This is a genomic window from Flavobacterium sp. GQ95 (assembly GCF_059758655.1).
This window is the reverse complement of sequence record NZ_JCAXEB010000014.1, coordinates 24,865-49,193: the sequence shown is the minus strand read 5'-3', so window position 1 is coordinate 49,193 and position 24,329 is coordinate 24,865. Positions and strand designations below refer to the sequence as shown.

Annotated in this window: 20 protein-coding genes and 1 tRNA gene; 17 read left to right on the top strand and 4 right to left on the bottom strand. The window is 32.9% G+C overall.

Annotated features, from left to right (window positions below; translation table 11 throughout):
* The first annotated feature begins 57 nt into the window (after positions 1-57).
* Genes rnr through AC6CH4_RS21850 form a run of 3 tightly spaced genes read left to right on the top strand, consistent with a single transcriptional unit; the run spans position 58 to position 3,621 of the window.
* Positions 58-2,238 carry a ribonuclease R gene (rnr, locus tag AC6CH4_RS21860; RefSeq protein ID WP_498106747.1) on the top strand — a complete coding sequence of 727 codons (2,181 nt, stop codon included), beginning with the start codon at positions 58-60 and terminating at the stop codon, positions 2,236-2,238.
* Between the two features lie 23 nt (positions 2,239-2,261).
* Positions 2,262-2,930, top strand: a complete 669-nt coding sequence (locus AC6CH4_RS21855; protein ID WP_498106745.1) for a head GIN domain-containing protein — start codon at positions 2,262-2,264, stop codon at positions 2,928-2,930.
* A 13-nt stretch (positions 2,931-2,943) separates the two neighbouring features.
* The gene (locus AC6CH4_RS21850; RefSeq protein ID WP_498106743.1) at positions 2,944-3,621 is read left to right on the top strand and encodes a LysE family translocator; all 678 of its coding nucleotides are present in this window, start codon (positions 2,944-2,946) and stop codon (positions 3,619-3,621) included.
* 205 nt (positions 3,622-3,826) lie between these two features.
* Here AC6CH4_RS21850 and AC6CH4_RS21845 read toward each other — a convergent pair.
* Positions 3,827-3,897 (bottom strand) — tRNA-Cys (locus AC6CH4_RS21845).
* A 95-nt stretch (positions 3,898-3,992) separates the two neighbouring features.
* Positions 3,993-4,352, bottom strand: a complete 360-nt coding sequence (gene folB, locus AC6CH4_RS21840; protein ID WP_498106741.1) for a dihydroneopterin aldolase — start codon at positions 4,350-4,352, stop codon at positions 3,993-3,995.
* A 107-nt stretch (positions 4,353-4,459) separates the two neighbouring features.
* Here folB and AC6CH4_RS21835 point away from each other — a divergent pair, with 107 nt between their 5' ends.
* The 5 genes from AC6CH4_RS21835 to AC6CH4_RS21815 all read left to right on the top strand — a co-directional run bounded on the left by AC6CH4_RS21835 (position 4,460) and on the right by AC6CH4_RS21815 (position 9,023).
* Positions 4,460-6,577: a glutamine--tRNA ligase/YqeY domain fusion protein gene (locus AC6CH4_RS21835; RefSeq protein ID WP_498106739.1), complete on the top strand. Its 2,118-nt coding sequence runs from the start codon at positions 4,460-4,462 to the stop codon at positions 6,575-6,577.
* A gap of 880 nt (positions 6,578-7,457) precedes the next feature.
* Positions 7,458-7,934: a hypothetical protein gene (locus tag AC6CH4_RS21830; protein WP_498106737.1), complete on the top strand. Its 477-nt coding sequence runs from the start codon at positions 7,458-7,460 to the stop codon at positions 7,932-7,934.
* 82 nt (positions 7,935-8,016) lie between these two features.
* Entirely contained in the window at positions 8,017-8,343 is a 327-nt protein-coding gene (locus AC6CH4_RS21825; RefSeq protein ID WP_498106735.1) for a YtxH domain-containing protein, read from the top strand.
* 72 nt (positions 8,344-8,415) lie between these two features.
* On the top strand, positions 8,416-8,766 hold the full coding sequence (locus AC6CH4_RS21820; protein WP_056196687.1) for a hypothetical protein: 351 nt from the start codon (positions 8,416-8,418) through the stop codon (positions 8,764-8,766).
* Between the two features lie 2 nt (positions 8,767-8,768).
* The gene (locus tag AC6CH4_RS21815) at positions 8,769-9,023 is read left to right on the top strand and encodes a DUF6327 family protein (protein ID WP_498106733.1); all 255 of its coding nucleotides are present in this window, start codon (positions 8,769-8,771) and stop codon (positions 9,021-9,023) included.
* 18 nt (positions 9,024-9,041) lie between these two features.
* On the opposite strand, the gene AC6CH4_RS21810 is transcribed toward AC6CH4_RS21815, so the two are convergent.
* Together AC6CH4_RS21810 and gltX are read right to left on the bottom strand one after the other, a co-directional pair.
* Positions 9,042-10,025: an SPFH domain-containing protein gene (locus AC6CH4_RS21810; protein WP_498106731.1), complete on the bottom strand. Its 984-nt coding sequence runs from the start codon at positions 10,023-10,025 to the stop codon at positions 9,042-9,044.
* A gap of 132 nt (positions 10,026-10,157) precedes the next feature.
* Positions 10,158-11,663, bottom strand: coding sequence for a glutamate--tRNA ligase (gene gltX, locus AC6CH4_RS21805; RefSeq protein ID WP_498106729.1), 1,506 nt, complete (start codon positions 11,661-11,663; stop codon positions 10,158-10,160).
* Positions 11,664-11,826: 163 nt separating this feature from the next.
* Between gltX and AC6CH4_RS21800 the strand changes: the two genes are divergently transcribed.
* From AC6CH4_RS21800 to AC6CH4_RS21760, 9 genes are all read left to right on the top strand, one after another.
* Positions 11,827-15,189, top strand: coding sequence for a coiled-coil domain-containing protein (locus AC6CH4_RS21800; protein ID WP_498106727.1), 3,363 nt, complete (start codon positions 11,827-11,829; stop codon positions 15,187-15,189).
* Entirely contained in the window at positions 15,186-15,605 is a 420-nt protein-coding gene (ybeY, locus tag AC6CH4_RS21795; protein ID WP_072970009.1) for an rRNA maturation RNase YbeY, read from the top strand. Before AC6CH4_RS21800 ends, ybeY begins: the two co-directional genes overlap by 4 nt.
* A 295-nt stretch (positions 15,606-15,900) precedes the next feature.
* Positions 15,901-17,772, top strand: coding sequence for a tRNA uridine-5-carboxymethylaminomethyl(34) synthesis enzyme MnmG (mnmG, locus tag AC6CH4_RS21790; protein ID WP_498106725.1), 1,872 nt, complete (start codon positions 15,901-15,903; stop codon positions 17,770-17,772).
* Between the two features lie 169 nt (positions 17,773-17,941).
* Positions 17,942-18,406: a hypothetical protein gene (locus AC6CH4_RS21785; RefSeq protein WP_498106723.1), complete on the top strand. Its 465-nt coding sequence runs from the start codon at positions 17,942-17,944 to the stop codon at positions 18,404-18,406.
* A gap of 89 nt (positions 18,407-18,495) precedes the next feature.
* Positions 18,496-19,344 carry a class I SAM-dependent methyltransferase gene (locus AC6CH4_RS21780; RefSeq protein WP_498106911.1) on the top strand — a complete coding sequence of 283 codons (849 nt, stop codon included), beginning with the start codon at positions 18,496-18,498 and terminating at the stop codon, positions 19,342-19,344.
* 247 nt (positions 19,345-19,591) lie between these two features.
* Positions 19,592-20,161, top strand: a complete 570-nt coding sequence (locus AC6CH4_RS21775; protein ID WP_498106721.1) for an OmpH/Skp family outer membrane protein — start codon at positions 19,592-19,594, stop codon at positions 20,159-20,161.
* Positions 20,162-20,261: 100 nt separating this feature from the next.
* The gene (locus tag AC6CH4_RS21770; protein WP_498106719.1) at positions 20,262-22,541 is read left to right on the top strand and encodes a helix-turn-helix domain-containing protein; all 2,280 of its coding nucleotides are present in this window, start codon (positions 20,262-20,264) and stop codon (positions 22,539-22,541) included.
* 70 nt (positions 22,542-22,611) lie between these two features.
* Positions 22,612-23,370, top strand: a complete 759-nt coding sequence (locus tag AC6CH4_RS21765; RefSeq protein ID WP_498106717.1) for a hypothetical protein — start codon at positions 22,612-22,614, stop codon at positions 23,368-23,370.
* A gap of 166 nt (positions 23,371-23,536) precedes the next feature.
* Positions 23,537-24,298: a hypothetical protein gene (locus AC6CH4_RS21760; RefSeq protein WP_498106715.1), complete on the top strand. Its 762-nt coding sequence runs from the start codon at positions 23,537-23,539 to the stop codon at positions 24,296-24,298.
* Positions 24,299-24,329 lie beyond the last annotated feature (31 nt).

Here is a 24,329-nt window from a genome sequence, read left to right as displayed (position 1 = left end):
GTTAAAATCTATAATCTGATATCTTATTTGTAATTTTAACTTTTTAAGAAAAGATATATGAATAAGAAAATTAGAAAGCCGATAAAAAATGAGAGTGATTTCTCAAGTAAGATTTTAAAAATTTTATCGCAAAGCCCAAATAAAGCATTTAATTATAAACAGATAGGAGCAAAGCTTGAACTTGACGATACAAAAAGCAGAAATCAGATTATAAAAGATTTAAAAATACTGGCTTCTTCAAAGAAAATTATAGAGTCAGAACCAGGAAAATATTTAGTAAAAGTAGAAAGTCAGGATTATTACGAAGGAACAATTGATATGACCAGCAGGAAAACAGCTTATTTTGTTTGTCCAGATTTTGCTGAAGATGTCTTTATTCCGACCAATAATTTGAATCGTGCTTTAGATAAAGACAAAGTAAAAGTTTACGTTTATAACAGAAGAAAAGGGAAAAGACCTGAAGGCGAAGTAATTGAAGTTATAGAAAGAAATAAAACAGAGTTTGTTGGTGTAATAGATATTCAGGCCAATTTTGCTTTCGTATCAACAGCAAATCCTAAAATGTATACGGATATTTTTATTCCGAAAGATAAAATTGGTGAAGCAGAAAATGGAGATGTTGTTTTGGTTACAATTGAAGATTGGCCAAAAAGGGCGGATAGCCCGTTTGGATCTGTGATTAAAGTTTTAGGAAAACCTGGAGAACACAATACAGAGATTCATGCCATTTTAGCTGAATATGGTTTACCGGCAGATTTTCCGGTAGAAGTAGAGGTATATGCACAAAAAATAGATACTTCAATTCAGGAAGCTGAAATTGCAAAACGTCGTGATATGCGTGATACGCTTACGTTTACGATAGATCCAAAAGATGCAAAAGATTTTGATGATGCTTTGTCTTTCAAAAAGTTAGAAAACGGAAATTATGAAATTGGAATTCATATTGCCGATGTTTCCTATTATTTGGAAGAAGGAACAATCTTAGATGACGAAGCTTATCAACGAGCAACTTCGGTTTATTTGGTCGATAGAGTAGTGCCAATGCTTCCGGAGGTTTTATCAAATTTTGCTTGTTCATTGCGTCCAAATGAAGAGAAATATACATTCTCTGCCGTTTTTGAAGTTTCTCCAACATCGCAGGTTATTAACCAATGGTTTGGCAGAACAGTAATTTATTCAGATCAGCGATTTGCTTACGAAGAAGCACAATATATCATTGAAACAAAAGACAATACAATTCCGGTTGATATTTCAATTACAGGAGAATCTTATGTAGTTTCTGATGAAATTGTGGAAGCTACTTTAAAATTAGATGAATTAGCGAAGATTTTGAGAAAGAAAAGAATGGCCAATGGTGCAATTTCTTTTGATAAGGTAGAAGTAAAATTTAACCTGGATGCTGAAGGAGAACCAGAAGGAGTATACTTTAAAGTCTCAAAAGATGCGAATCATCTGATTGAAGAATTCATGCTATTGGCAAACAGAAAAGTAGCTGAATACATTGGAAAACAAAAGAAAACATTTGTCTATCGAATTCACGATGAACCAAACGAAGACAAATTAATTGCAATGGCAACAGTAATTGCTAAATTTGGCTATAAAATAGATTTCAGAAACAAAGGTGATATTTCAAAATCATTGAACGCTTTGATGGAAGAAGTAAATGGTAAAAAAGAGCAGAATTTAATTGATACTCTTGCGATTAGAAGTATGAGTAAGGCCAAATATTCTACGGAAAATATTGGTCATTACGGATTAGCTTTTGATTATTACAGCCATTTTACTTCGCCAATTCGTCGTTATCCGGACGTTATGGTACATAGATTGCTGCAGTATTATCTTGATGGAGGAAAATCTGTTGATGAAGAAGTTTACGAAACAAAATGCCAGCATTGCTCCAATATGGAAAGTTTAGCGACTAATGCTGAACGTGACAGTATCAAATACATGCAAGTTAAATACATGCAGGACCACCAGGACGAGGAATTTTTGGGAGTTATTTCAGGAGTTACAGAATGGGGAATTTATGTTGAAATTGTTTCTAATAAATGTGAAGGAATGGTGAGAATCAGAGAAATAAAAGATGATTATTATACTTTCGATGAAAAACAATATGCATTGGTTGGAGCTACTTCAAACAGTATATTGCAATTAGGAGACGAAATTTATGTTAAAGTAAAAAATGCGGATTTAGTTAAAAAACAATTGGATTTTCATTTTTTAAGAAGAGCAGAATAGTTGTTAATTAAAAAAAGAGAGATATGAAAAAGTTATTAATTGGTGTTGCAATTTTGTTTGTTCAAATGACATTTGCACAGGTAACGAAAGAAGTTGGAGATTTTGATGAAGTAAAAGTTTTTGATAAACTTCATGTTAAATTAGTAGCATCTTCAGACAATAAAGTTGTTATAAAAGGAGCTCGTGAATCAGAAGTTGAAGTTGTTAATAAAAAAGGAATACTTAAATTAAGAATGCCTTTTCCAAAGCTTTTATCTGGAGATGATTTAGATATTACGTTGTATTACAAACACATAGAACTTATTGACGTTAATGAAGGTGCTATGGTTTCAAGCAAAGAAACTGTAAAAGCAACTTCATTTAAAGTAAGTGCTCAGGAAGGCGGTAAAATTAATGTAGATTTGGATGTTGATAAACTAAAAGTTAGTTCTGTTTCAGGTGGAGAAATTACTTTGACAGGAAAAGCTACAAATCAAGATGCAAGTCTGGGAGCTGGTGGTTACTTGTTAGCAAGTAAATTAGTTACCTCACAAACTACAGTAAGCGTTTCTGCGGGAGGAAAAGCAGATGTTAATGCATCGACCCTTGTTGAAGCAAAAGTTAGCGCAGGTGGCTCTATTTACATTTATGGAAAACCAAAACAAATTAATCAAAAAACGGTTTTTGGAGGTAAAATCGAAGAAGTGAAATAATAATTCTATTTGAATGATAAATGATATTTTAGCTGGACTGCCATGGGGACTTTTTTTAAGTTTTATGGTAGGTCCAGTATTTTTTATATTACTAGAAACCAGTATTACAAAAGGATTCAGAGCTGCAATTGTCTTTGATTTTGGTGTGGTATTAGGTGATATTTTTTTTATAGCAGTCGCCTATTTAGGTAGTTACAGATTGATTCAGAGCTTAAAAGATAAACCGGCCTTATTTATTTTTGGTGGAATAATTATGCTGGCTTACGGCATTATTTCTTTTGTAAGATTAAGGAATGAAGAAAAAATTGATGATGAAGAAATTGATCGTGATATAATCAAAAGAAATTACGGAAGCTTGTTTATAAAAGGCTTTTTATTGAACGTTATCAACATTGGAGTTCTTGGTTTTTGGTTAGCTGTAATCATTTCGGTTGGACCAAAATTAGAAATGCAAAACTCCAGAATGATTACTTTTTTTGCATCCGTTATTATTACGTATTTATTAGTAGATTGTATTAAAATACTATTAGCCAAACAATTAAAATCTAAAATGACACCAACTAATATTCTAAAAATTAAAAAAGCGATTAGTATTGTTTTAATGGTTTTTGGAGTGGTGTTAATAACTCAGGGATGGTTTCCAAAAGAAAAAGAAATGGTGAGAAATGCTTTTGAGAAGATTGATAAGTAGTTGTTAATAACTGAAGATATAAATTAAAGCCTCTGAATTTCAGAGGTTTTTTTGTGCTTATAAGCCTGTGCTTTGTCTTTGCGAGGAACGAAGCAATCACATTACGTATGTCAAATATTAGTGAGATTGCTTCGTTCCTCGCAAAGACAACAAATACGAAAAGTAAAGAACAAAAAAAAGAGATACATTGCTGTATCTCTTCTTGAGGCATCGTCCGGATTCGAACCGGAGTAGGAGCTTTTGCAGAGCCCAGCCTAGCCGCTCGGCCACGACGCCATTGCTTGAACGGATGGCAAAAGTAACTAAAATCTTTAAAATTCAAAACTTTAAAAGTAACTATTTTAAAAAATTAGTTTTTCTACGAGAAATAATTACTTTCTCGTTTCCGTCATTTTTATAGTAACTGATTCAACATCACCACCAATAGGCGGATTTATTTTAGAAACACAAACAGTTGTTTTTTCTATAGATTCTATTTCTGCAAGTACGCGGATATTGATTCTTTTCGCCACATGTTCCAATAAATGCGAACGAATTGCCATTTCTTCGGTAACAATTTTGTTCAAATGTACATAATCAACCGTGTCAAGAAGATGATCTGTTTGTGCTGATTTTTGTAAATTGGTTTTAATTTTTAGATCAACAGTGTAATCTGATCCAATTTTTCCTTCTTCAATTAAACATCCATGGTAGGAAAAAGTACGGATATTTTTTAGTTTTATAACTCCCATTTTCTAATTGTTTAAAGTCTAAAGTTTCACGTTTAACGCCACTTAAGTAACTTTAAACCTGAAACCTGAAACCTTTTTTTTATCTTTGCTAAAATTACTATAAAATAATGGCATCAGAAGAGAAATCACTCAATTTTATTGAACAAATCATAGAGGAAGATTTAAAATCAGGTCTTTCACAAAACAAACTTCATTTTCGTTTTCCACCAGAACCAAACGGTTATTTGCACATCGGACACGCTAGTTCTATTGCATTAAATTTTGGTTTAGGAATTGATTATCAGTCTCCTGTAAATTTACGTTTTGACGATACCAATCCAGAGAAAGAAGAACAGGAATTTGTTGACGCTATTAAAAAAGATGTGGAATGGCTGGGTTATACCTGGGCAGAAGAACGTTATGCTTCTGATTATTTTCAACAATTGTACGATTGGGCTGTTTTATTAATTAAAAAAGATAAAGCATATGTTGATAGTCAATCTTCTGAAGATATGGCGATTCAAAAAGGAACTCCGTCTACTGTTGGAACTGATAGTCCGTACAGAAATCGTTCTGTTGAAGAAAATTTAGATTTGTTCGAAAGAATGAAAAACGGTGAATTTGAGGCTGGAACTCATATTCTTCGTGCCAAAATAGACATGAAATCTACCAATATGCTGATGCGTGATCCTATCATGTACAGGATTTTGCACAGACATCACCATAGAACAAGAGACGATTGGAAAATTTATCCAATGTACGATTGGGCCCATGGACAAAGTGATTATTTAGAAGGGATTTCACACTCTTTTTGTACACTTGAATTCCTGCCTCACCGTGAATTATACGATTGGTTTTTAGACCAGATTATTGATGAAAATCAGATTCGTCCAAAGCAAAGAGAATTTGCAAGACGTAACTTATCGCATACTGTTGTGAGTAAAAGAAAATTACAGCAACTAGTTAAAGAAAAGCATGTTAACGGTTGGGATGATCCAAGAATGTCTACCATTTCAGGGTTAAGAAGACGTGGTTATACAGCTGCTTCACTGCGAAATTTTGCCAATACAATTGGTATTGCAAAACGTGATAATTTGATCAATGTATCGGTTTTAGAATTCTGTATTCGTGAAGATTTGAACAAAATTGCACCTCGTGTAATGGCTGTTTTAGATCCTGTAAAATTGATAATTACAAATTATCCTGAAGGAAAAGAAGAGTGGTTAGAAGCAGAGAATAATCAGGAAGATGAAAACGCCGGTTTTAGAAAAGTACCTTTTTCACGTGAATTATACATTGAAAGAGAAGACTTTTTAGAAGAAGCTCCAGCAAAGTTTTTCCGTTTGACTTTAGGAAAAGAAGTACGTCTTAAAAATGCATATATCATTAAAGGAGAAAGTGTTATAAAAGACGCAGCAGGGAATATTACAGAAATTCATGTTACTTATGATACCGATTCTTTAAGTGGAAGCGGAACAGAAGCAAGCCAAAGGAAAGTATCCGGAACATTGCATTGGGTTTCTATTCAGCATGCCGTTGAAGCAGAAGTTCGTATGTACGATCGTTTGTTTACAGATGAAGCTCCGGACAGTTATAAAGAGAAAAATTTCTTAGATTTTGTGAATCCAAATTCGTTAGAAATTATCAAAGGATTTGTGGAGCCAAGTTTAGCAACTGCTCAAAATGAAGATAAGTTTCAGTTTCAACGTTTAGGTTATTTTACTGTTGATAAAGACTCAACTGCTTCAAAATTAGTATTTAACAAAACGGTTGGGTTGAAAGATGCCTGGGAAGAAAAAGGTAAAAAAGAAGAAAACAGCATCAATAATTCTTTAAAAGATATTAATAAATATTTTAAAGTTGAAACTAAACCAGAACGTATCGCAATTGAAAGTGCGATAGGAGCTAGCATCGCAACTATTTCTACCTTTTCATTGTTACAAAATTCATTAAAGAAGAATATCAACAATAATAAAGCTTCGTTGTTATTTGCACAATTTATTTTGAAGTATTCTCATTTGCAATCTGCAGATTTTGAAGAAGAGGATATTAAAAAATTATATACCATGTCTCTTAGAAGTGAATCAACTTATGTTCGATCAAAAGCACTTTTGAATTTAAGAGATTTAGAAAATGAAAGTTTCAAAACTCAATTTGAAGATGAAATTTTAAAATTATATTCAAATCCTTCAAAAAATGCTTCAGAAAGAGAAATTGAAATTCTTTCTGAAATGGTAAAGAAATAATATAATTAAAATCTATTGAAAAGCGCTTTTTATAAGCGCTTTTTTTATTATTTATATTTTCTATAGAAAATAAAATTTTTATAAATATTTTATATTAAAAGTGACTTGTATAAATTGATTTTAAACGATTTTTTCAATTCTTCCGATATAGAATTCATCTTTCATAAAATAATTAAAACTAAGGCTTTATTTTAATTTTAGGTCTCATTTTAGCCGTCTTTAGAGCTTATTAACAACGGAATGTTTATAAAGTTGTTATTTGATATCTACTTTTTAAAAACTCTGTCAATTTGTTCAAAATAGAAAATGAAGTTTTATTATATAAATAAAAATGATCATTTGTATAAATTTAAAAGATTATAATTATTATATATAAAATCTATTTAGTTTTTAATTTTAATAGATATTTTAAACTAAAAGTGACCTTCATAATTTAATTTTAAGACCCTTTTTTACTTCTTCCATCTCTTAACTCATCTTTTGAATAATTGTTGATTTTTGAGCTTTATTTTAGTTTTAGACATGGTTTTTGTGAGTTTAACGGGTTATTAACACACAATTGTTTATAAAGTTGCTATTTTTATCCAAAGGTCAAATCTGAAATTTTTTAATTTTAAAAAGGACACTTTAGGAATCGAATCTGAGTTTTTCTACAATTCAAAAATTAGTTTTTGTTTTTAGAACTTATTCCAAGTCTGATTCCGGAAATTGGTTTTATGGTCAATTCTAATTGTGTTGATGTTTTTGATAATTCTTAACTAAAAGTATTTTTCAATACATTTCATAATTTTCAAATTTCATGAAATTGGTTTTGTGATTTATAAATTTTGATTTTCATTTTTGATCAAAGAAATTTTTTTAATCCTTAAATTTAATTATCATGAAAAATGTATTTTTTACTCTGGCTATTTTATTTGCAAACATTGCAATTTCTCAGACACATCAAATCTCAAAACACAACGGAGAAGAATTGGATGTCAATTTTATCAAACATGAAAATGATTTAATTCATTATTCTGTAAACGGAAGTTTCGAAGAACACAAAATTACGAAGTATGCTGTTTCAAAAATTACCAATAAACAAACAAATCAAACTCAAAAAATATCAGATAAAGTTATAGTTGATTCAAAATCAGATTATAAAATGGTAACAGTTTTACCTCAGGAGAAGACAATAGGTTTAAAACAAGCAGCTAATTTTACAGGAATATCGACGAAGACAAAAGGGGAGCCGCCAATGGCGAACCAAAATCATACTGCTATTAGAATCAAAACACATTCAGCTTCAAAGGGTTATCCGTTTGTAAGCATTGTTGAAAATGACGGCAAATATGAAGCAGTTGCTTATGTGTATTAATTGTATTGTTAAATATTTTTTAACCAATATTTTATAATTTAAAAAAGAAGTATCTTTATTCATCATTTAAAATAAAACTATCATGTCAAATAAATCAAATGCAATTGCGGCTGTTATAGCTGGCGCTGCGATAGGAGCAGCGATCGGAATTTTGTTTGCTCCGGATAAAGGATCAAAAACTCGTGCTAAACTTAAGGAAGGTTTGGATGATACAAAACATAATTTGAAAGATTCATTTGCAGCCAGTTCTGAAGTACTGCGAGAAAAATTTAAAGGTGCCACACAAAATCTTGATGGAACTTTAGATGATTTACTTTCAAATGTAAGTCATAAAACAGAAGAGGTTATTACTTTTTTAGAATCTAAGTTGGCTGATTTAAAAGCACAGAACGCTAAACTTCAGAAATAATATTAATGCACAAAGCGCAAAGCTTGCTTAATTTTTAAGCAAGTTTTGTGCTTTTTTATTCAAACTACTACTATGGCTTTTGAAGAATTAAAAGAAAATACCGAAAATATCCAGGATCAGGCTAAAGTATATCTGGACAGTCATTTAGCTTATTATAAACTCTGGGGCTTTAAAGTTGCCATGAAATCGACCACTTTGATTTTCAAGTTTACTTTGATTTTATTGTGTTTTAGTATGGTTTTGATTTTTGGATCTTTCGCTGCAGCCTACGCTTTTGGTTCTTTATTTGAAAGTACAGCACTTGGTTTTTTGGCGGTAGGAGGGATCTATCTTGTATTTACCATTTTACTTTTCTTTATAAAAGACAAGTTTGTGGAAGGACCTATTTTGGAAAAATTCTCAGAAATCTTTTTTAACGATTAATTATGGAACCTAAAAAATACTCATCCTATGCTGAAATTGAAAGAGATCTAGAAGTTCTGAAATTAGAAAAAGAGATTAATTATCAGAAATTAGTTTTAAGTTTTCAGAGAACCAAGGAAGGAATTACACCGCAGAAAATTGTGAATGGATTCTTTTCTTCTTATAAAGATTATTTCTCCAATAACTATCCTAAGATTTTACAATCCATTTTACCACACATTATTAGTTGGTTTATAAATAAAAAAAGAGGCAATTAAGCCTCTTTTTTATTTGTATTATTCTTTTACTTCGGGTTGAATATCATCTTCATAACCAGATTGTGGCTGAATAGGTTTTGGTTTTTCTACTTTTTTATTGTTCTTTTTCATCATTTCACCAACCTGATTTGAGGCAGTGAATGAAGCAACCATATTGTTCAGCATATCACTTCCGGCTTGTGGAGAATTGGGTAGCAGGATTAAATTGGAATTGGCATCAGCACCAATTGCTTGTAAAGTATCATAATGTTGAGTTACAACAATTAGGGCAGAAGCTTCCTGAGAATTGATTCCAACATTGTTTAAAACTTCAACACTTTCTACTAAACCTCTTGCAATTTCACGACGCTGATCTGCAATACCTTGACCTTGTAAACGTTTGCTTTCAGCTTCAGCTTTTGCTTTTGCCACGATTCTGATTCTTGAACTTTCAGCTTCAAATTCGGCAGCAGTTTTTTCTCTATCGGCGGCGTTGATTCTATTCATGGCATTTTTTACCTGGATGTCCGGATCAATATCGGTTACCAAAGTATTAATAATATCATAACCATAAGTAGTCATTGCTTCGTTTAATTCTCTTTTTACTGCAATGGCGATATCATCTTTTCTTTCAAAAACATCATCCAATTTTAGTTTAGGAACTTCAGCACGAACAACATCAAATACATAAGCGGTAATCTGATCGTGTGGATATTCCAGTTTGTAAAAAGCATCGTATACTTTTTCCTGAATCACTTTAAACTGAACCGAAACTTTCATTTTGATAAAAACGTTGTCTTTGGTTTTCGTCTCAATGATAACATCTAACTGTTGAATCTTTAGATTTACACGCCCGGCAATTCTGTCGACAATCGGAATTTTAAGTTGTAAACCTGAATTTCTAACGCTCAAAAATTTACCGAATCTTTCGATTACAACAGAAGATTGTTGTTTCACGGTAAAAAATGAAGACATAAAAATGAATAATCCGAAGACTAAAAGGATAATTAATGCTGTGTTCATGGTGATATAGTTTAGTTTTTATGAATGGGTAAATTACGAATATTCTTCCAATTCCAATTTTTAAACATTAAAAAAACGCTAAGAACATTTTATAGATGTTTCTTAGCGTTTGACATTTTAAAGTAAATTATATTATAAAGTACTTATAGATTTCTGAATTCTCGAAATTGTTTCTTGTTTTCCGATGATTTCAACTATGTCAAATAGGTGAGGGCCTTTCAAAGCTCCAACCAAACTCAGACGGAAAGGCTGCATTACTTTACCCATTCCAATTTCGTTTTTCGTTAACCAATCTTTTACGATTGCTTCAATATTTGCTGAATCAAAACCATCAATATATTCAAGAGTCGAAATCAGTTCCTGCATTAGAGCTGGTGTTTCTTCCTTCCAGTTTTTGCTTGCTTTTTCATCATAAGATGTTGGAGCCTGGAAAAAGAAATCAGTTAAATCCCAAAATTCAGAAACGAAATGTGCTCTTTCTTTAATCAAGGAAACAATTCTTGTAACATCATATTTAGAAACATCAACGCCTTTTTCAATAAGAATAGGAGTGAAGTCCTTTGCTAAATCTGCATCATTTTGTTTGATTAAATATTGATGATTGAACCATTTGTTTTTCTCCGGATCAAATTTTGCTCCCGATTTATGAACTCTGTTCAGGTCAAAAGACTCTACTAATTCTTCCAAAGAAAATAATTCTTTATCAGTTCCGTCATTCCAACCTAATAAGGCAAGGAAGTTTATAACCGCTTCAGGAAAAAATCCTTTTTCTCTATAACCAGATGAAACACCTTCTTCTGTTTTCCATTCTAATGGAAACACAGGAAAACCTAATTTGTCTCCATCTCTTTTTGATAATTTTCCGTTTCCAACCGGTTTTAATATCAAAGGTAAATGTGCAAATTCCGGTGCATCCCAACCAAAAGCTCTGTACAATAAAACGTGAAGAGGCATCGATGGCAACCATTCTTCTCCACGAATTACGTGTGAAGTTTCCATCAAATGATCATCAACAATATTGGCCAAGTGATACGTTGGCATTCCGTCACTTTTGAATAATACTTTATCGTCAAGTAGATTCGTTTCAAATTTTACATTGCCACGAATGATGTCTTTCAAATGTAAAGTTTCATCAACCGGAGTTTTAAAACGAATTACATAATGTTCTCCGTTAGCAATTCTTTTAGCAACTTCTTCTGCAGAAATTACCAAAGAGGTATCTAATTTTTCACGATTATGATGGTTGTAAATAAATGTTTTTCCTTCTGCTTCGTGTTGTTTTCTATGTGCATCTAAAGCTTCCGGAGTATCAAAAGCATAATACGCCCAACCTGAATTGATCAATTGATCGGCATAAGATTGATATAAATCTTTACGATCACTTTGTCTGTACGGACCAAATTTTTCATTTTTCCCAACGGTTTCTTCAGGAGCAATTCCCAACCATTCTAATGCTTCCATAATATAAGCTTCGGCACCAGGAACAAAACGAGTCTGATCTGTATCTTCAATTCTTAAGTAGAAAACACCATTGTTTTTTTTGGCAAATAAATAATTAAATAGGGCAGTACGAACTCCGCCAATATGTAATGGTCCAGTCGGACTTGGTGCAAAACGCACGCGAACTTGCTTTGACATTTGTTTAAATTTTGATGCAAAGATACAATTCTAATTAGAGAATTAGAAAATGAGTTTTAATTAGATAATGCCTTGCTTGTAGCTCAATTGACTAATTTTCTCATTGAGAATTATCTAATTAAAATTAGTACTTTTATAGGTTATAATCAAAAGAGATTTTATTTTGAAAACGACATCTGCTATATATCAAAAGTTAGAAGCTTTTATAAAGAAATATTACACCAATGAATTGATAAAAGGAGGACTTCTTTTTATTGGTTTTGGATTATTGTATTTTCTTTTTACGCTTTTTATTGAATATTTTCTTTGGTTAAAACCAGTAGGAAGAACAGTTTTATTTTGGCTATTTATTGGAGTAGAAGTTTTCCTTTTATTCCGATTTATCTTGTTTCCAGTTTTCAAGTTGTTCAAACTTCAAAAAGGAATTGATTATAATGAAGCTTCCAAAATTATTGGAAACCATTTTACAGAAGTAAGTGATAAACTAACAAACTTTTTGCAATTATCATCTTCTGAAAATTCAGCAGAAAGTTCCGAATTAATGTTGGCTTCAATAGAACAAAAAGCGAACTCGTTGCAGCCAATTCCGTTTGGGAATGCCATCAATTTTAAAGCAAATAAAAAATATTTACCATTAGCATTGATTCCCATTTTGCTTTTTGCCGTGTTTTATATTTCTGGAAACAGTACTATTATTTCACAAAGTTTTAATAGAGTAGTGCATTTCAATGCAACATTTTTACCACCGGCTCCATTCAAGTTCGTGGTTTTAAATTCGAATTTACAAACAGAACAAAACAAAGATTTCGTTATCAAAATGGAATCGGTTGGGAAGGTAGTTCCGGGGAATGTGATGATCCATATTGGAAATGAAAGTTATTTTATGGAATCTTTTCAGCCAGGAAAGTTTGAATTCAAAATTGAAAAACCAGTTGAAAATGTTTCGTTTTCGTTTGAAGGAAATTCGGTTTCATCTGAGGAATACGAATTAAAAGTTATTACAGTTCCATCAATTGCCAACTTCGAAATGGTATTGAATTTTCCATCTTATTTAAAAAAGAAATCAGAAACTATTCAGGGAACCGGAAATGCAATTGTGCCAGAAGGAACTTTGGTAACCTGGAAAATGAATACACAATCGACTCAGGAGATTGTTTGGAAAGATGAGAATGCGACTTTTAAGTTTAATAAAGCCGAAAACGATTTTAAATTGGCTAAAAATATCAGTCAAAATACAGAATATCAAATTCTTACTTCAAATAATAAGGTCAAAAACTACGAAAAACTGGATTATCAGCTGTCAGTAATCAAAGATCAGCATCCAACCATCACAGTTTCGCCTGCACCGGACAGTTTAAAATTGGATAAGAATTATGTCTTGGGAAGACTGGGCGATGATTATGGATTATCAAAACTGCAAATTGTATACTACGAACGTAACAAACCAAACACAGCGAAGCGTGGAACCATTCCTGTAAAGCAAGCAGTATTTGATCAGTTCGTTTTTAACTTTCCAAGTAATCTTGCTGTAGAAGAAGGAATATCTTATGAATACTATTTTGAGGTTTTCGATAATGATGCCCCTCATCGTTTTAAGAGTACAAAGTCTTCTGTTTTTTCAGACCGAGTTTCTACTACAGATGAAGTTCAGGATATGGAATTGCAACAGCAAAACCAAAACATCAATAGTCTTGAAAAATCTTTAAAAAATCAGAACAAGCAATTTTCTGAAATGGATAAGATTCAAAATACCGGAAAAGAAAAGGATAATTTAGAGTTTAAAGATCAGCAGAAAATCAATGATTTTATCAAACGTCAAAAACAACAAGACGAATTGATGAAACAGTTTGCGGAGAAAATGAACCAGAATTTAGATAAATTCAAAGACGACAAGAAAGACAAAACGGCTGAGGATTTACAAAAGCGTTTAGACAATGCAGAGAGAGATTTGGAGAAAAACCAAAAACTTTTAGATGAATTAAAGAATCTTAACGATAAACTGAATAGTGAAGATTTGTTTGACAAGATGGAAAAATTCAAACAGATCAGTAAGAACCAATCTCGCAACTTAGAACAATTGGTGGAGTTGACAAAACGTTTTTATGTTGAGAAGAAAGCAGATCAGGTTGCTGAAAAATTAAATAAGTTAGCAGAGCAACAAGAGAAGCTTTCAAATAAAGAAAGTGAAAACACAAAAGACAAACAAGATGAAATCAATAAATCTTTTGATAAAATTCAGGAAGATTTGAAGGATTTGAAAGAAGAAAATAAAACCTTAAAAGCACCTTTGGATATTCCTTCTGATGCTTCAAAGGAAAAAGATGTTGATTCTGATTTACAAAAAGCTTCTGAAGAATTAGCTAAAAAAAATACTTCTTCGGCTAAGCCAAAACAAAAAAGCGCTGCTCAAAAAATGAAAAGCATGGCGAAACAAATGGAGTCTAGTATGGAGGGTGGTGATCAGGAGCAATTAGAAGAAGATGTTGCAATGCTTCGACAAGTTCTGGATAATCTTTTAGCTTACTCTTTATCTCAGGAAGATGTGATGAAACAATTTAAATCGATGAAATTAGGTTCTTCTGCTTATACCAAAAACATTAAAGTACAGCAGAATTTGAAACAACAGTTCAAACATGTAGATGATAGTTTGTTTGCTTTGTCTTTGAGAAATCCAAAAGTAGCGGAAGATGTAACAAAGGAAATTGGGAATGTACAATACAATATAGATAAAGCTATCGAATCTTTGACAGACGTTCAGGTTCCGAAAGGAGTTTCGCATCAACAATATGCTGTTTCATCTGCAAATAAATTGGCTGACTTTTTAAGTGATTTATTAAACAATATGCAAATGTCAATGTCGAAACCAGGATCTGGAAAACCAAAACCGGGAGACGGACAGGGAATGCAATTGCCAGATATTATTCAAAAGCAAAAAGGTTTAGCTGATAAAATGAAGCAGGGAATGAAGGAAGGCAATAAGCCTGGTGAAGGACAACAAGGACAAGGTCAAAGTGGAGAAGGAAAACAAGGTCAGGGAAAAGACGGACAGGGCAAAGATGGAAAGGGAAATCAATCTGGTGGAAAAGGAAATGAAAATAAAGAAGGAAATGATGGAGAAGGAGATGCCGAAGCTATTATGGAAATATACAAAGAGCAGGTAAAACTTCGCGAAGCTTTGCAAAAGGAATTGGCTAAACAAGGTTTAGATTCTCAGGGAAAATCTGTAATTGATCAAATGAAACAATCTGAAAAACAACTTTTGAATAAAGGTTTTAAGAATGAAAACCTTCAAAGGATTTTAAATATTCAACAAGAATTATTAAAATTAAACAATGCAGTTCAGCAACAAGGTCAGGATACAAAGCGACAATCTGAAACAAACAAAGCTGAATTTTCTAATCGTTCGAATGCTTTACCAAGTTCACTTTTGGAATATTTAAACAGTGTAGAGATTTTAAATAGACAATCACTACCTTTGCGCTCGAATTTTAATCAAAAGGTTCAAGAATATTTTAATACAAAATGATCAATTTTAATTACGAAACCGAATTTACTTTAGACAACGAACAAGCCTTTTCTGATTGGTTGAGTGCTGTAATAGTTTCTGAAAATAAAAACGAAGGAGAGATAAATTATATTTTTTGTGATGATGAATATCTTCATAAAATAAATGTAGAATATCTTGATCACGATACGCTAACAGATATTATCAGTTTTGATTATACAGTTGGTAACGAACTAAACGGAGATATATTTGTTTCTGTTGAAAGAGTAGAAGACAACGCAAAGGATTTTAATGTTTCTTTTGAAGAAGAATTGAAACGCGTTTTAGCGCACGGTATATTACATTACTGTGGATACAAAGATAAATCAGATAAAGACGCTGAATTAATGCGTTCAAAAGAAGACGAAAAGATTGCAATGTTTCACGTGGAACAGTAGAAGATTTGTTTCAGGTTTTTTTGGTTTCAAGTTTCAGGTTAAGAAATGAGTTAAACGTTCCACGTGAAACATATTTAATTTTTAATGATGATTCAGAACGTTCCACGTGGAACATTAGATTTGAAGTTTTGATTTGAAGTTTTAGAAAGGAATCGTTAGATGTTCCACGTGGAACTTTTGTTAAAATGAGAACCTGAAACCTGAAATCTTTTTAACTGTTCCACGTGGAACAAAAGAAGAAAGAAGTTAATTCTGAGAACCGACTTAAACGGTTTCCCAGAGAATAAAAAATAAAATGTTTTTAGAAGAATACGATGTTATAGTAGTTGGTGCAGGTCATGCTGGATCTGAAGCCGCGGCAGCGGCCGCAAATTTAGGATCAAAAACCTTATTGGTTACGATGAGCCTACAGAACATTGCACAGATGTCTTGCAACCCAGCGATGGGTGGAATTGCAAAAGGACAAATTGTGCGTGAGATTGATGCGCTTGGAGGATACTCTGGAATTGTTTCAGACCGAACTGCAATTCAATTTAAGATGTTGAATAAGTCAAAGGGACCTGCAATGTGGTCGCCGAGAGTTCAAAGTGACCGTATGCGTTTTGCTGAAGAATGGAGAATGATGTTGGAGGGAACTCAAAATTTGGATTTCTACCAGGAGATGGTAAAAGGTTTGATTATCGAGGATGGAAAGATAAAAGGAATCAGAACTTCGTTAGGAGTAGAGATTCGATCTAAATCTGTTGTGTTGACAAACGGAACTTTTTTGAATGGTTTGATTCATATTGGAGAAAAACAATTTGGAGGGGGAAGAGCAGGCGAAAGTGCCGCAACCGGAATTACGGAAGATTTGGTGAAAGCAGGTTTTGAATCTGGAAGAATGAAAACTGGAACGCCTCCAAGAGTGGATGGTCGTTCTTTGGATTATTCTAAAATGAACGAAGAAAAAGGAGATGCAAAACCAGATAAGTTTTCTTATTCTGATTTGACAACGCCATTGACGCATCAAAGATCTTGTCACATGACATACACGTCTTTGGATGTTCATGATATTTTGAGAGAAGGTTTTGATCGTTCGCCAATGTTCAACGGAAGAATCAAAAGTCTTGGGCCAAGATATTGTCCTTCGATTGAAGACAAGATAAATCGTTTTGCTGATAAGGAACGTCATCAACTTTTTGTTGAGCCGGAAGGATGGAATACTTGTGAAGTTTACGTGAACGGATTTTCAACTTCGCTTCCGGAGGATATTCAGTTTAAAGCTTTGAGTTCTGTTGCAGGATTTGAGAAAGTGAAATTCTTTCGTCCAGGTTATGCAATCGAATATGATTATTTCCCACCAACACAATTGAAACATACTTTAGAAACAAAGTTAGTTGAAGGTTTGTATTTCGCCGGACAAATAAATGGAACGACAGGATATGAAGAAGCAGCCTCGCAAGGTTTGATGGCCGGAATAAATGCGCATTTAAAAGTGCACGAAAAAGCGCCATTGATTTTAAAACGTGATGAAGCTTATATTGGAGTATTGATTGACGACTTAATTACGAAAGGTACAGAAGAGCCTTATCGTATGTTTACATCAAGAGCAGAATACAGAACATTGTTGCGTCAGGATAATGCAGATTTCAGATTGACGCCAATGTCACATGAAATTGGTTTGGCTTCTGAAGCTCGTTTGCGTCGAATGGAAAAGAAATTAAACGAGTCTGAAAAGATGGTTGCTTTCTTTAAAGAAACAAGTGTTTCAGTTGTAGAAACGAATCCAATTTTAGAAGCGAAAGAAACAGCTCCAATTACACAAGGTGATAAAATGTTCAAAGTTTTTTCTCGTCCACAAATTGATTTAGAGGATATGATGAAATTTGAAAAAGTAAAAGAGTATATCGAGGCAAATGATGTAGATCAGGAAATTTTAGAGCAAGCCGAAATTCAGGTTAAATATTCTGGTTATATCGAAAAGGAAAGAAACAACGCTGACAAACTTACCCGTTTAGAAGATGTGAAAATTCCGGAAAATTTCGACTACAACAAAATCAAATCGATGTCGATTGAAGCCAAACAGAAATTAAGTAAAATTCGCCCTGTTACAATTTCACAAGCTTCAAGAATCAGCGGAGTTTCTCCTAGTGATATTTCTGTGCTTTTGATTTACATGGGTCGTTAAGGATTTTAGATTTCTGACTTTAGATTTTAAATTATTTGGAAACTATAATTGTTCCACGTGAAACGAATTATAATTTTTTTTGTTTTTTGATAAATCTAAAATCATTTTTGTTCCACGTGAAACTATTTCTGTAAATCCTGATTTAAACTCTAAATTTGATTTTTTATTTATGAAGATTGTAGAAAAAGAAATTCTCTCTTTAGAAGAAAAAGAAGTTTTGCGTGAACTTTGGAACGAGGAATATCCAGCGAGATTGCATTTGAAAAATAGTGAAGATTTTGAATTGTACTTAAAAGGACTTTCTAATACAAAACATTATTTGCTGTTTGATAATGCAAATAAAATTAACGGCTGGGCATTTACTTTTTTGAGGGAAGGCGAAGATTGGTTTGCTATAATTTTGGATCATCAAATACAAGGAAAGGGAAATGGTTCACTTTTGATAAATAAATTAAAAAAGAATAATACGAGTTTGAATGGTTGGGTTATTGATCGTGAAAATGAAGTGAAACAAAATGCAAAACATTATAGATCTCCAATGCCGTTTTATATTAAAAACGGCTTTACAATTTTGACAGAAATAAGAATTGAAAATGAAAAGATGTCGGGTGTAAAGATAAATTGGAAACACTAAAGAATATATTAAAAAAATAGATCCTAAAAATGAATTTTTCACTTTTAGGTTTTGCCATAAAATTAAACCAAATACCTACTAATTATAAAATGGACGTTTTAAACAAAAAACATTTTCTTACTGTAAAAGACCATTCTGTTTCGAAAGAAATTTTTGAGTTGTATCATGATCAAACTTTAGACATGCTGATTACATCTCCACAACCCGCTTTGGAAAATCTGGGAAGATATTACGAAAGTGAAGATTACATTTCGCATACGGACAATAAACGTTCCTTATTTGAAAAAGCATATCATTTTGTAAAAAATATAGCGCTGAAAAACAAACTGAATTTAATCAATTCTGAACAATCTCATAAAGGAAGAATTTTAGACATTGGTGCCGGAACAGGAGATTTTTTATTGACTGCAAAAAATGACGGTTGGGAAACTGTTGGAGTGGAACCAAGCGAGAGAGCAAAAAATATTGCGATACAAAAAGGAATTTCTTTTGTGAACGAAATTGATGCGCTTAAAAATAATTCTTTTGACGTAATTACAATGTGGCATGTTTTGGAACACGTTCCAAATTTGGAACTTCAAATTCAGGAATTGAAGCGTTTGTTAAAACCAACTGGAACATTAATTGTTGCGGTTCCAAATTTCAAATCATACGACGCAAAATATTATAATGAATTTTGGGCAGCTTATGATGTGCCAATTCATTTTTGGCATTTCTCAAAAAAAGCCATACAATCGCTTTTTGAAAAAGTAGATATGAAATTGGAAAAAGTGCTTCCAATGAAATTTGATTCTTTTTATGTGAGTTTATTATCCGAAAAATACAAAACAGGAAAAATGAATTATATCAGTGCATTTTTCGTCGGATTAAAATCAAATTTAAAAGCGAGCAGTACAAAAGAGTACTCATCCCACATTTATGTCTTAAAAAACAACTAAAACGCAATTTAAGCGCGTTTCTGGCGTTTTTTTAGTCTAACCGAAGGGAATTTATGTCTTTTTTGAGATAATGTTTCTAATAAAAGCTATTAAGGCCGGTTTTAATAGTGTTAAATTATTGACATTTTTCTTTCCATAAATAAAAACAATATCATAAAATTATAGCATTTTTTAAACTTTACGTCGATGCTATTTATTTTTTTATATTTTTGTCTTCAATACATTAAAAAAAATAGAAATTTAGAAAATGAAAAAAGCATTAGTAATTATCGCACTTTCAATTTTGGTTGTTTCGTGTAATAAAGCAACAGAGGTTAAGGAAGTAAAAACAGCTTACGTTGATACTTCGGTTTTAATGAAAGAGTACACTGAAGCAAAAGATCTTGAAGCTAAATACAAAGCTCAGGCAGAAGAAAAAGGAAGACAGCTACAAGCGGAAATTACTCGTTTTAAACAAGACGCTGCTAATTTTCAAAGTCAGGCACAAGCTAATGGACAGGCATGGGCTCAACAAAGAGGAGCTGAGTTGCAAAAAAGAGAGCAACAATTGGGTTATGCTCAACAAGCATTATCTCAACAATTGCAACAAGAAAGTGGTGTTGAAATGGATTCTCTTATAAGCGGAGTTAAAAAATTCATCAAAGATTACGGTAAGAAAAACGGTTATTCTTATATCTACGGAACAGGAGATGCGGCATCAATTTTATACGCTGAAGAGAAATATGATATCACAAAAGATATTATTAAAGCTTTGAACGATAAATATAAAGCTGAGCCTAAAACAGAAGCTCCGGTTAAAGAAGAAGCTAAAAAATAATACCAAAACTAACTAACTAAATTAAAAACCTAAATCTGTAAAGATTTGGGTTTTTTCTTTTATAAAAAGGCGATACTTTTGGTATTTCAATACACGCCCAATGCAAAACGTTTCAGAAGCTGCTGCTTACACCTTACAATTCATCAATCAAACGCAAAAATCTATATTTCTAACTGGTAAAGCCGGGACTGGAAAGACGACTTTATTGCGCGAAATCATTGCTACCACACACAAAAATACCGTTGTTGTGGCCCCAACTGGTATTGCCGCACTGAATGCAGGCGGAGTGACGATTCATTCGATGTTTCAGCTGCCATTTTCGGCCTTTTTACCGACTTATGAAGAGAGTTCACAATTTACGGAAACGGTAAAATTCGAGAATAAGGAATCGCTGCGCAGGCATTTCAAAATGAATAATGTAAAGCGTAATGTGATCAGAAACATGGAATTGCTGATTATTGATGAAGTTAGTATGCTTCGTGCGGATTTGCTTGATGCTATTGATTTTATGATGCAGACGATTCGTAGAAATACTCGCGCTTTTGGGGGTGTTCAGGTACTTTTTATTGGAGATTTACTGCAATTGCCACCTGTAATTCGCGATGAAGAGTGGCGAACTTTGCGCAATTATTACAAAGGAAAATTCTTCTTTCATTCGCATGTAATTCAGCAAAATCCGCCTTTATATATTGAATTATCTAAGATTTATCGTCAGAGTGATGATAAGTTCATTTCGGTTTTGAACAATCTTCGAAATAATCAGATTACACCACAGGATATTCAGATTTTGAACGAATATGTTAAGCCTGATTTTGATCTAAAAAATAATCCTGGTTATATAACATTAACCACACATAATGCTAAAGCCGACTCGATGAATGAACAGGCTATAGGCGATTTGGCAGGAAATGAACACGCTTATCAGCCCTTTGTGGTGGGAGATTTCCCTGAAAAAATCTTTCCGGTTGAAGAAAATCTGAAGCTAAAGGTTGGCGCACAAGTGATGTTTGTCAAGAATGATTTGTCTTTTGAGAAACGCTATTTTAATGGAAAAATGGGCGTCATCAAATCCCTTTCGCCCGAAGAAATTTTCGTACACTTTCCGGAAGAAAATAAAACTATTGAAGTCGAGAAATACGAATGGAAAAACATTCGTTACAAAGTAAATGAGCTGACAAAAGAAATCGAAGAGGAAGTTTTAGGGACATTTGCGCATTATCCGCTTAAATTGGCGTGGGCAATTACGGTGCATAAAAGTCAGGGATTAACTTTTGAGAAAGCTGCGCTTGATGTATCGCAAGTTTTTGTTCCCGGACAGGCATATGTGGCATTGTCGCGTTTAACGTCCTTAAACGGGCTTATTTTGCTTTCTCCGCTACAAATGAATGGTATTTCGAACGATCAGGATGTAATGGACTATGCTTTGAATAAAGCGACAGAAGAGGTCCTGAAAAATTCATTGCACTTCGAAACTAAAAATTTTATTCATAACTATTTGATTAACAGTTTTAATTGGGCTGATTTGGCTCAGGAATGGCGAAATCATCGTTTTAGCTATAACGAGAATGCGGTAAATTCAGAAAAAGCAAAACATTCAGTCTGGGCGCATAAACGTTTGGAAACAATTGATTCGCTGGTTGATCCTTCTCAAAAATTTGTTCAGCAACTCAATAAAATTTTCAGTAAAGAAACGGTTGATTTAACTTTTGTACAGGAAAGGGTAGTGGCAGCCTATGATTACTTTTTCAAATCGATGGACAAGCTGGTAACAGATCTTTTACAGAAAATGGCTGAAATTCAGAAGTTTAAAAAAGTAAAGGAATTTTACGAAGAACTGGCTCTTTTAGACGATTTGCAGACCAAAGCTGTTTTACGCTTAATGAAAGCCAAATTGCTCATAGAAATTGTCGTGGCAGGTGAAACCATCTGTAAAGAGAAATTGACGTCTACAGCGATTAAAAACTATAAAACAGATAAGGTTAATAAGATCCGAGAGGAATTTAATATGTCGAATACCGATATTTTTAGATTGGATGAGCCTGCAGTTCGTTATACAGCCAGAAAATTAGATAAAAGTGCGCCAAAAGAAGTAAAGAAAACTACGGTGGAAGAAACGCATGATTTGTGGGTGGAAAAAAATTCGATTCAGGATATTGCCAGAATTAGAAAACTTAATGTTCAAACTATTGAATTGCATTTGGTTAAATTAATTCAGGCGAAGAAAGTTGATATTTCTGATGTGTTACCGTACGACAAAATCCTGGCGTTGCGTGAAGCTTTTGAATTTTACCAGGAAGAATCTCTGAATGGTTTGAAAGAAAAACACGGCGACGAATTTACGTGGGATGAACTTAAAATGTTTAAAGCCAGTATTAATTGATTTTCTATTTTGTAACTTAGTGTTAGATAATTGGAATTAACCAATTAAACATTATGTAAAATAGAAAATTATGAGAAAGTTAATTTACGTCATATTTATTGTCTTTTGCATTCAAAATACTTCAGGTCAGGATTTGAAACCTGAGTATCAAAAATTCGTCAAAAGCTTTATTGCCAATGTAAAAAGTAACAATAAAGATGGAGTGGCGGCTTTTATTTCTTTTCCGCTTGGAAGAGAATATCCAATTCCTGCTGTTAAAAATAAAGCCGATTTTATAAAACGATACGATCAAATTTTTGATGCAACGCTGAGGAAGGAAATCATAAACTCAAATCCAGCAAAAGATTGGTCCGAAATGGGTTGGCGCGGCATAATGTTGGGTCAGGGCGATATTTGGATAGATACAACCGGAAAAATAACTACCGTAAATTATCAATCGCAGGCAGAAAAAGATCTTAAGAATAAATTGATTTCCAGCGAAAAAAGAAAACTTCATCCTTCAATTGCTACGTTTAAAGCTCCCGTTTACGTTTTGGAAACTTCAAAATTCAGAATAAGAATTGATGATTTAGGAAATGACAACTACAGATATGCTTCCTGGTCTATTAAAAAACCAATGAGTGAAAAACCTGATTTGATAATAACTAATGGAAAATGGATCTCAGATGGAAGTGGAGGAAACAGCCATTACGAATTCAAAAAAGGTGCTTATTTGTATGAATGTTACATCATTGTAATTGGCACATCTGATTCTCCACCGGCGCAATTAACAATTTCTCAGAATGATAAAGAGATACTTAGTGAGGACGCGAAAATAGTGACTAAATAAGCAAATCCTGTTCCACATGGAACAGGATTTTTGGTTTTTAAAAGAAATAATACTGAGGTTGAATTTGCTTGTAATGAAGTAAAAATGCACAACGAAACTATAAATTAATTACTTTTATATTTGGAACTTAATAATCAGATTAATAATCAATTAAAGTGTTTTTAATATGAAAAAAGTAAATCTGTTTCTGGTTTTAGTACTGTTTTTGAGCGTTTTCGTTTCGGCTCAAACTGTAAAACCCGAGTATCAAAAATGTATCAAAAGCTTTATTGATACTTTGAAAAGTGACAAAAAAGACGCCATCGCAGAGATGGTTGCTTATCCTCTAAAACGTGAATATCCAATACCGGATGTTGTCGACAAATCGGATTTTATCAAACGTTATGATGAAATTTTCGATACAACCTTAAAAAATGAAATTGCAAAATCTAATCCTGCAAAAGACTGGTCTGATATGGGTTGGCGTGGTATGATGCTGAATCAGGGAATTGTCTGGATGGACTTTGACGGACGTTTGACCAGTGTAAATTACCAATCAAAAGCAGAGATTGACCTTAAAAAGAAACTGATTGAGGCTCAAAAAAAGGAACTGGATTCCAGCATTGCCTTTTTTCAGAAACCCATTTGCATTTTGGAGACCGATAAATTCAAAATCAGAATTGATAATTTAGGCAATAAAAATTATCGATATGTCTCTTGGTCAATTGATAAAGCCATGAGTGAAAAACCTGATTTGATCATATACAGAGGTAATTTCGTAGTCGAAGGAAGCGGAGGCAACCACCAATATGAATTTAAAAAGGAAAATTATACTTATGAATGTGCATTTATAGTAGCTGGCGAAAAAAATCCGCCTGCAGCGAAACTAACTATTTATCAGGGTGATAAAGTGATTCTTTCGCAAAACGCTAAGATAATTGCCAAATAAAAAAAAGCCTAATCGCAAGATTAGGCTTTTA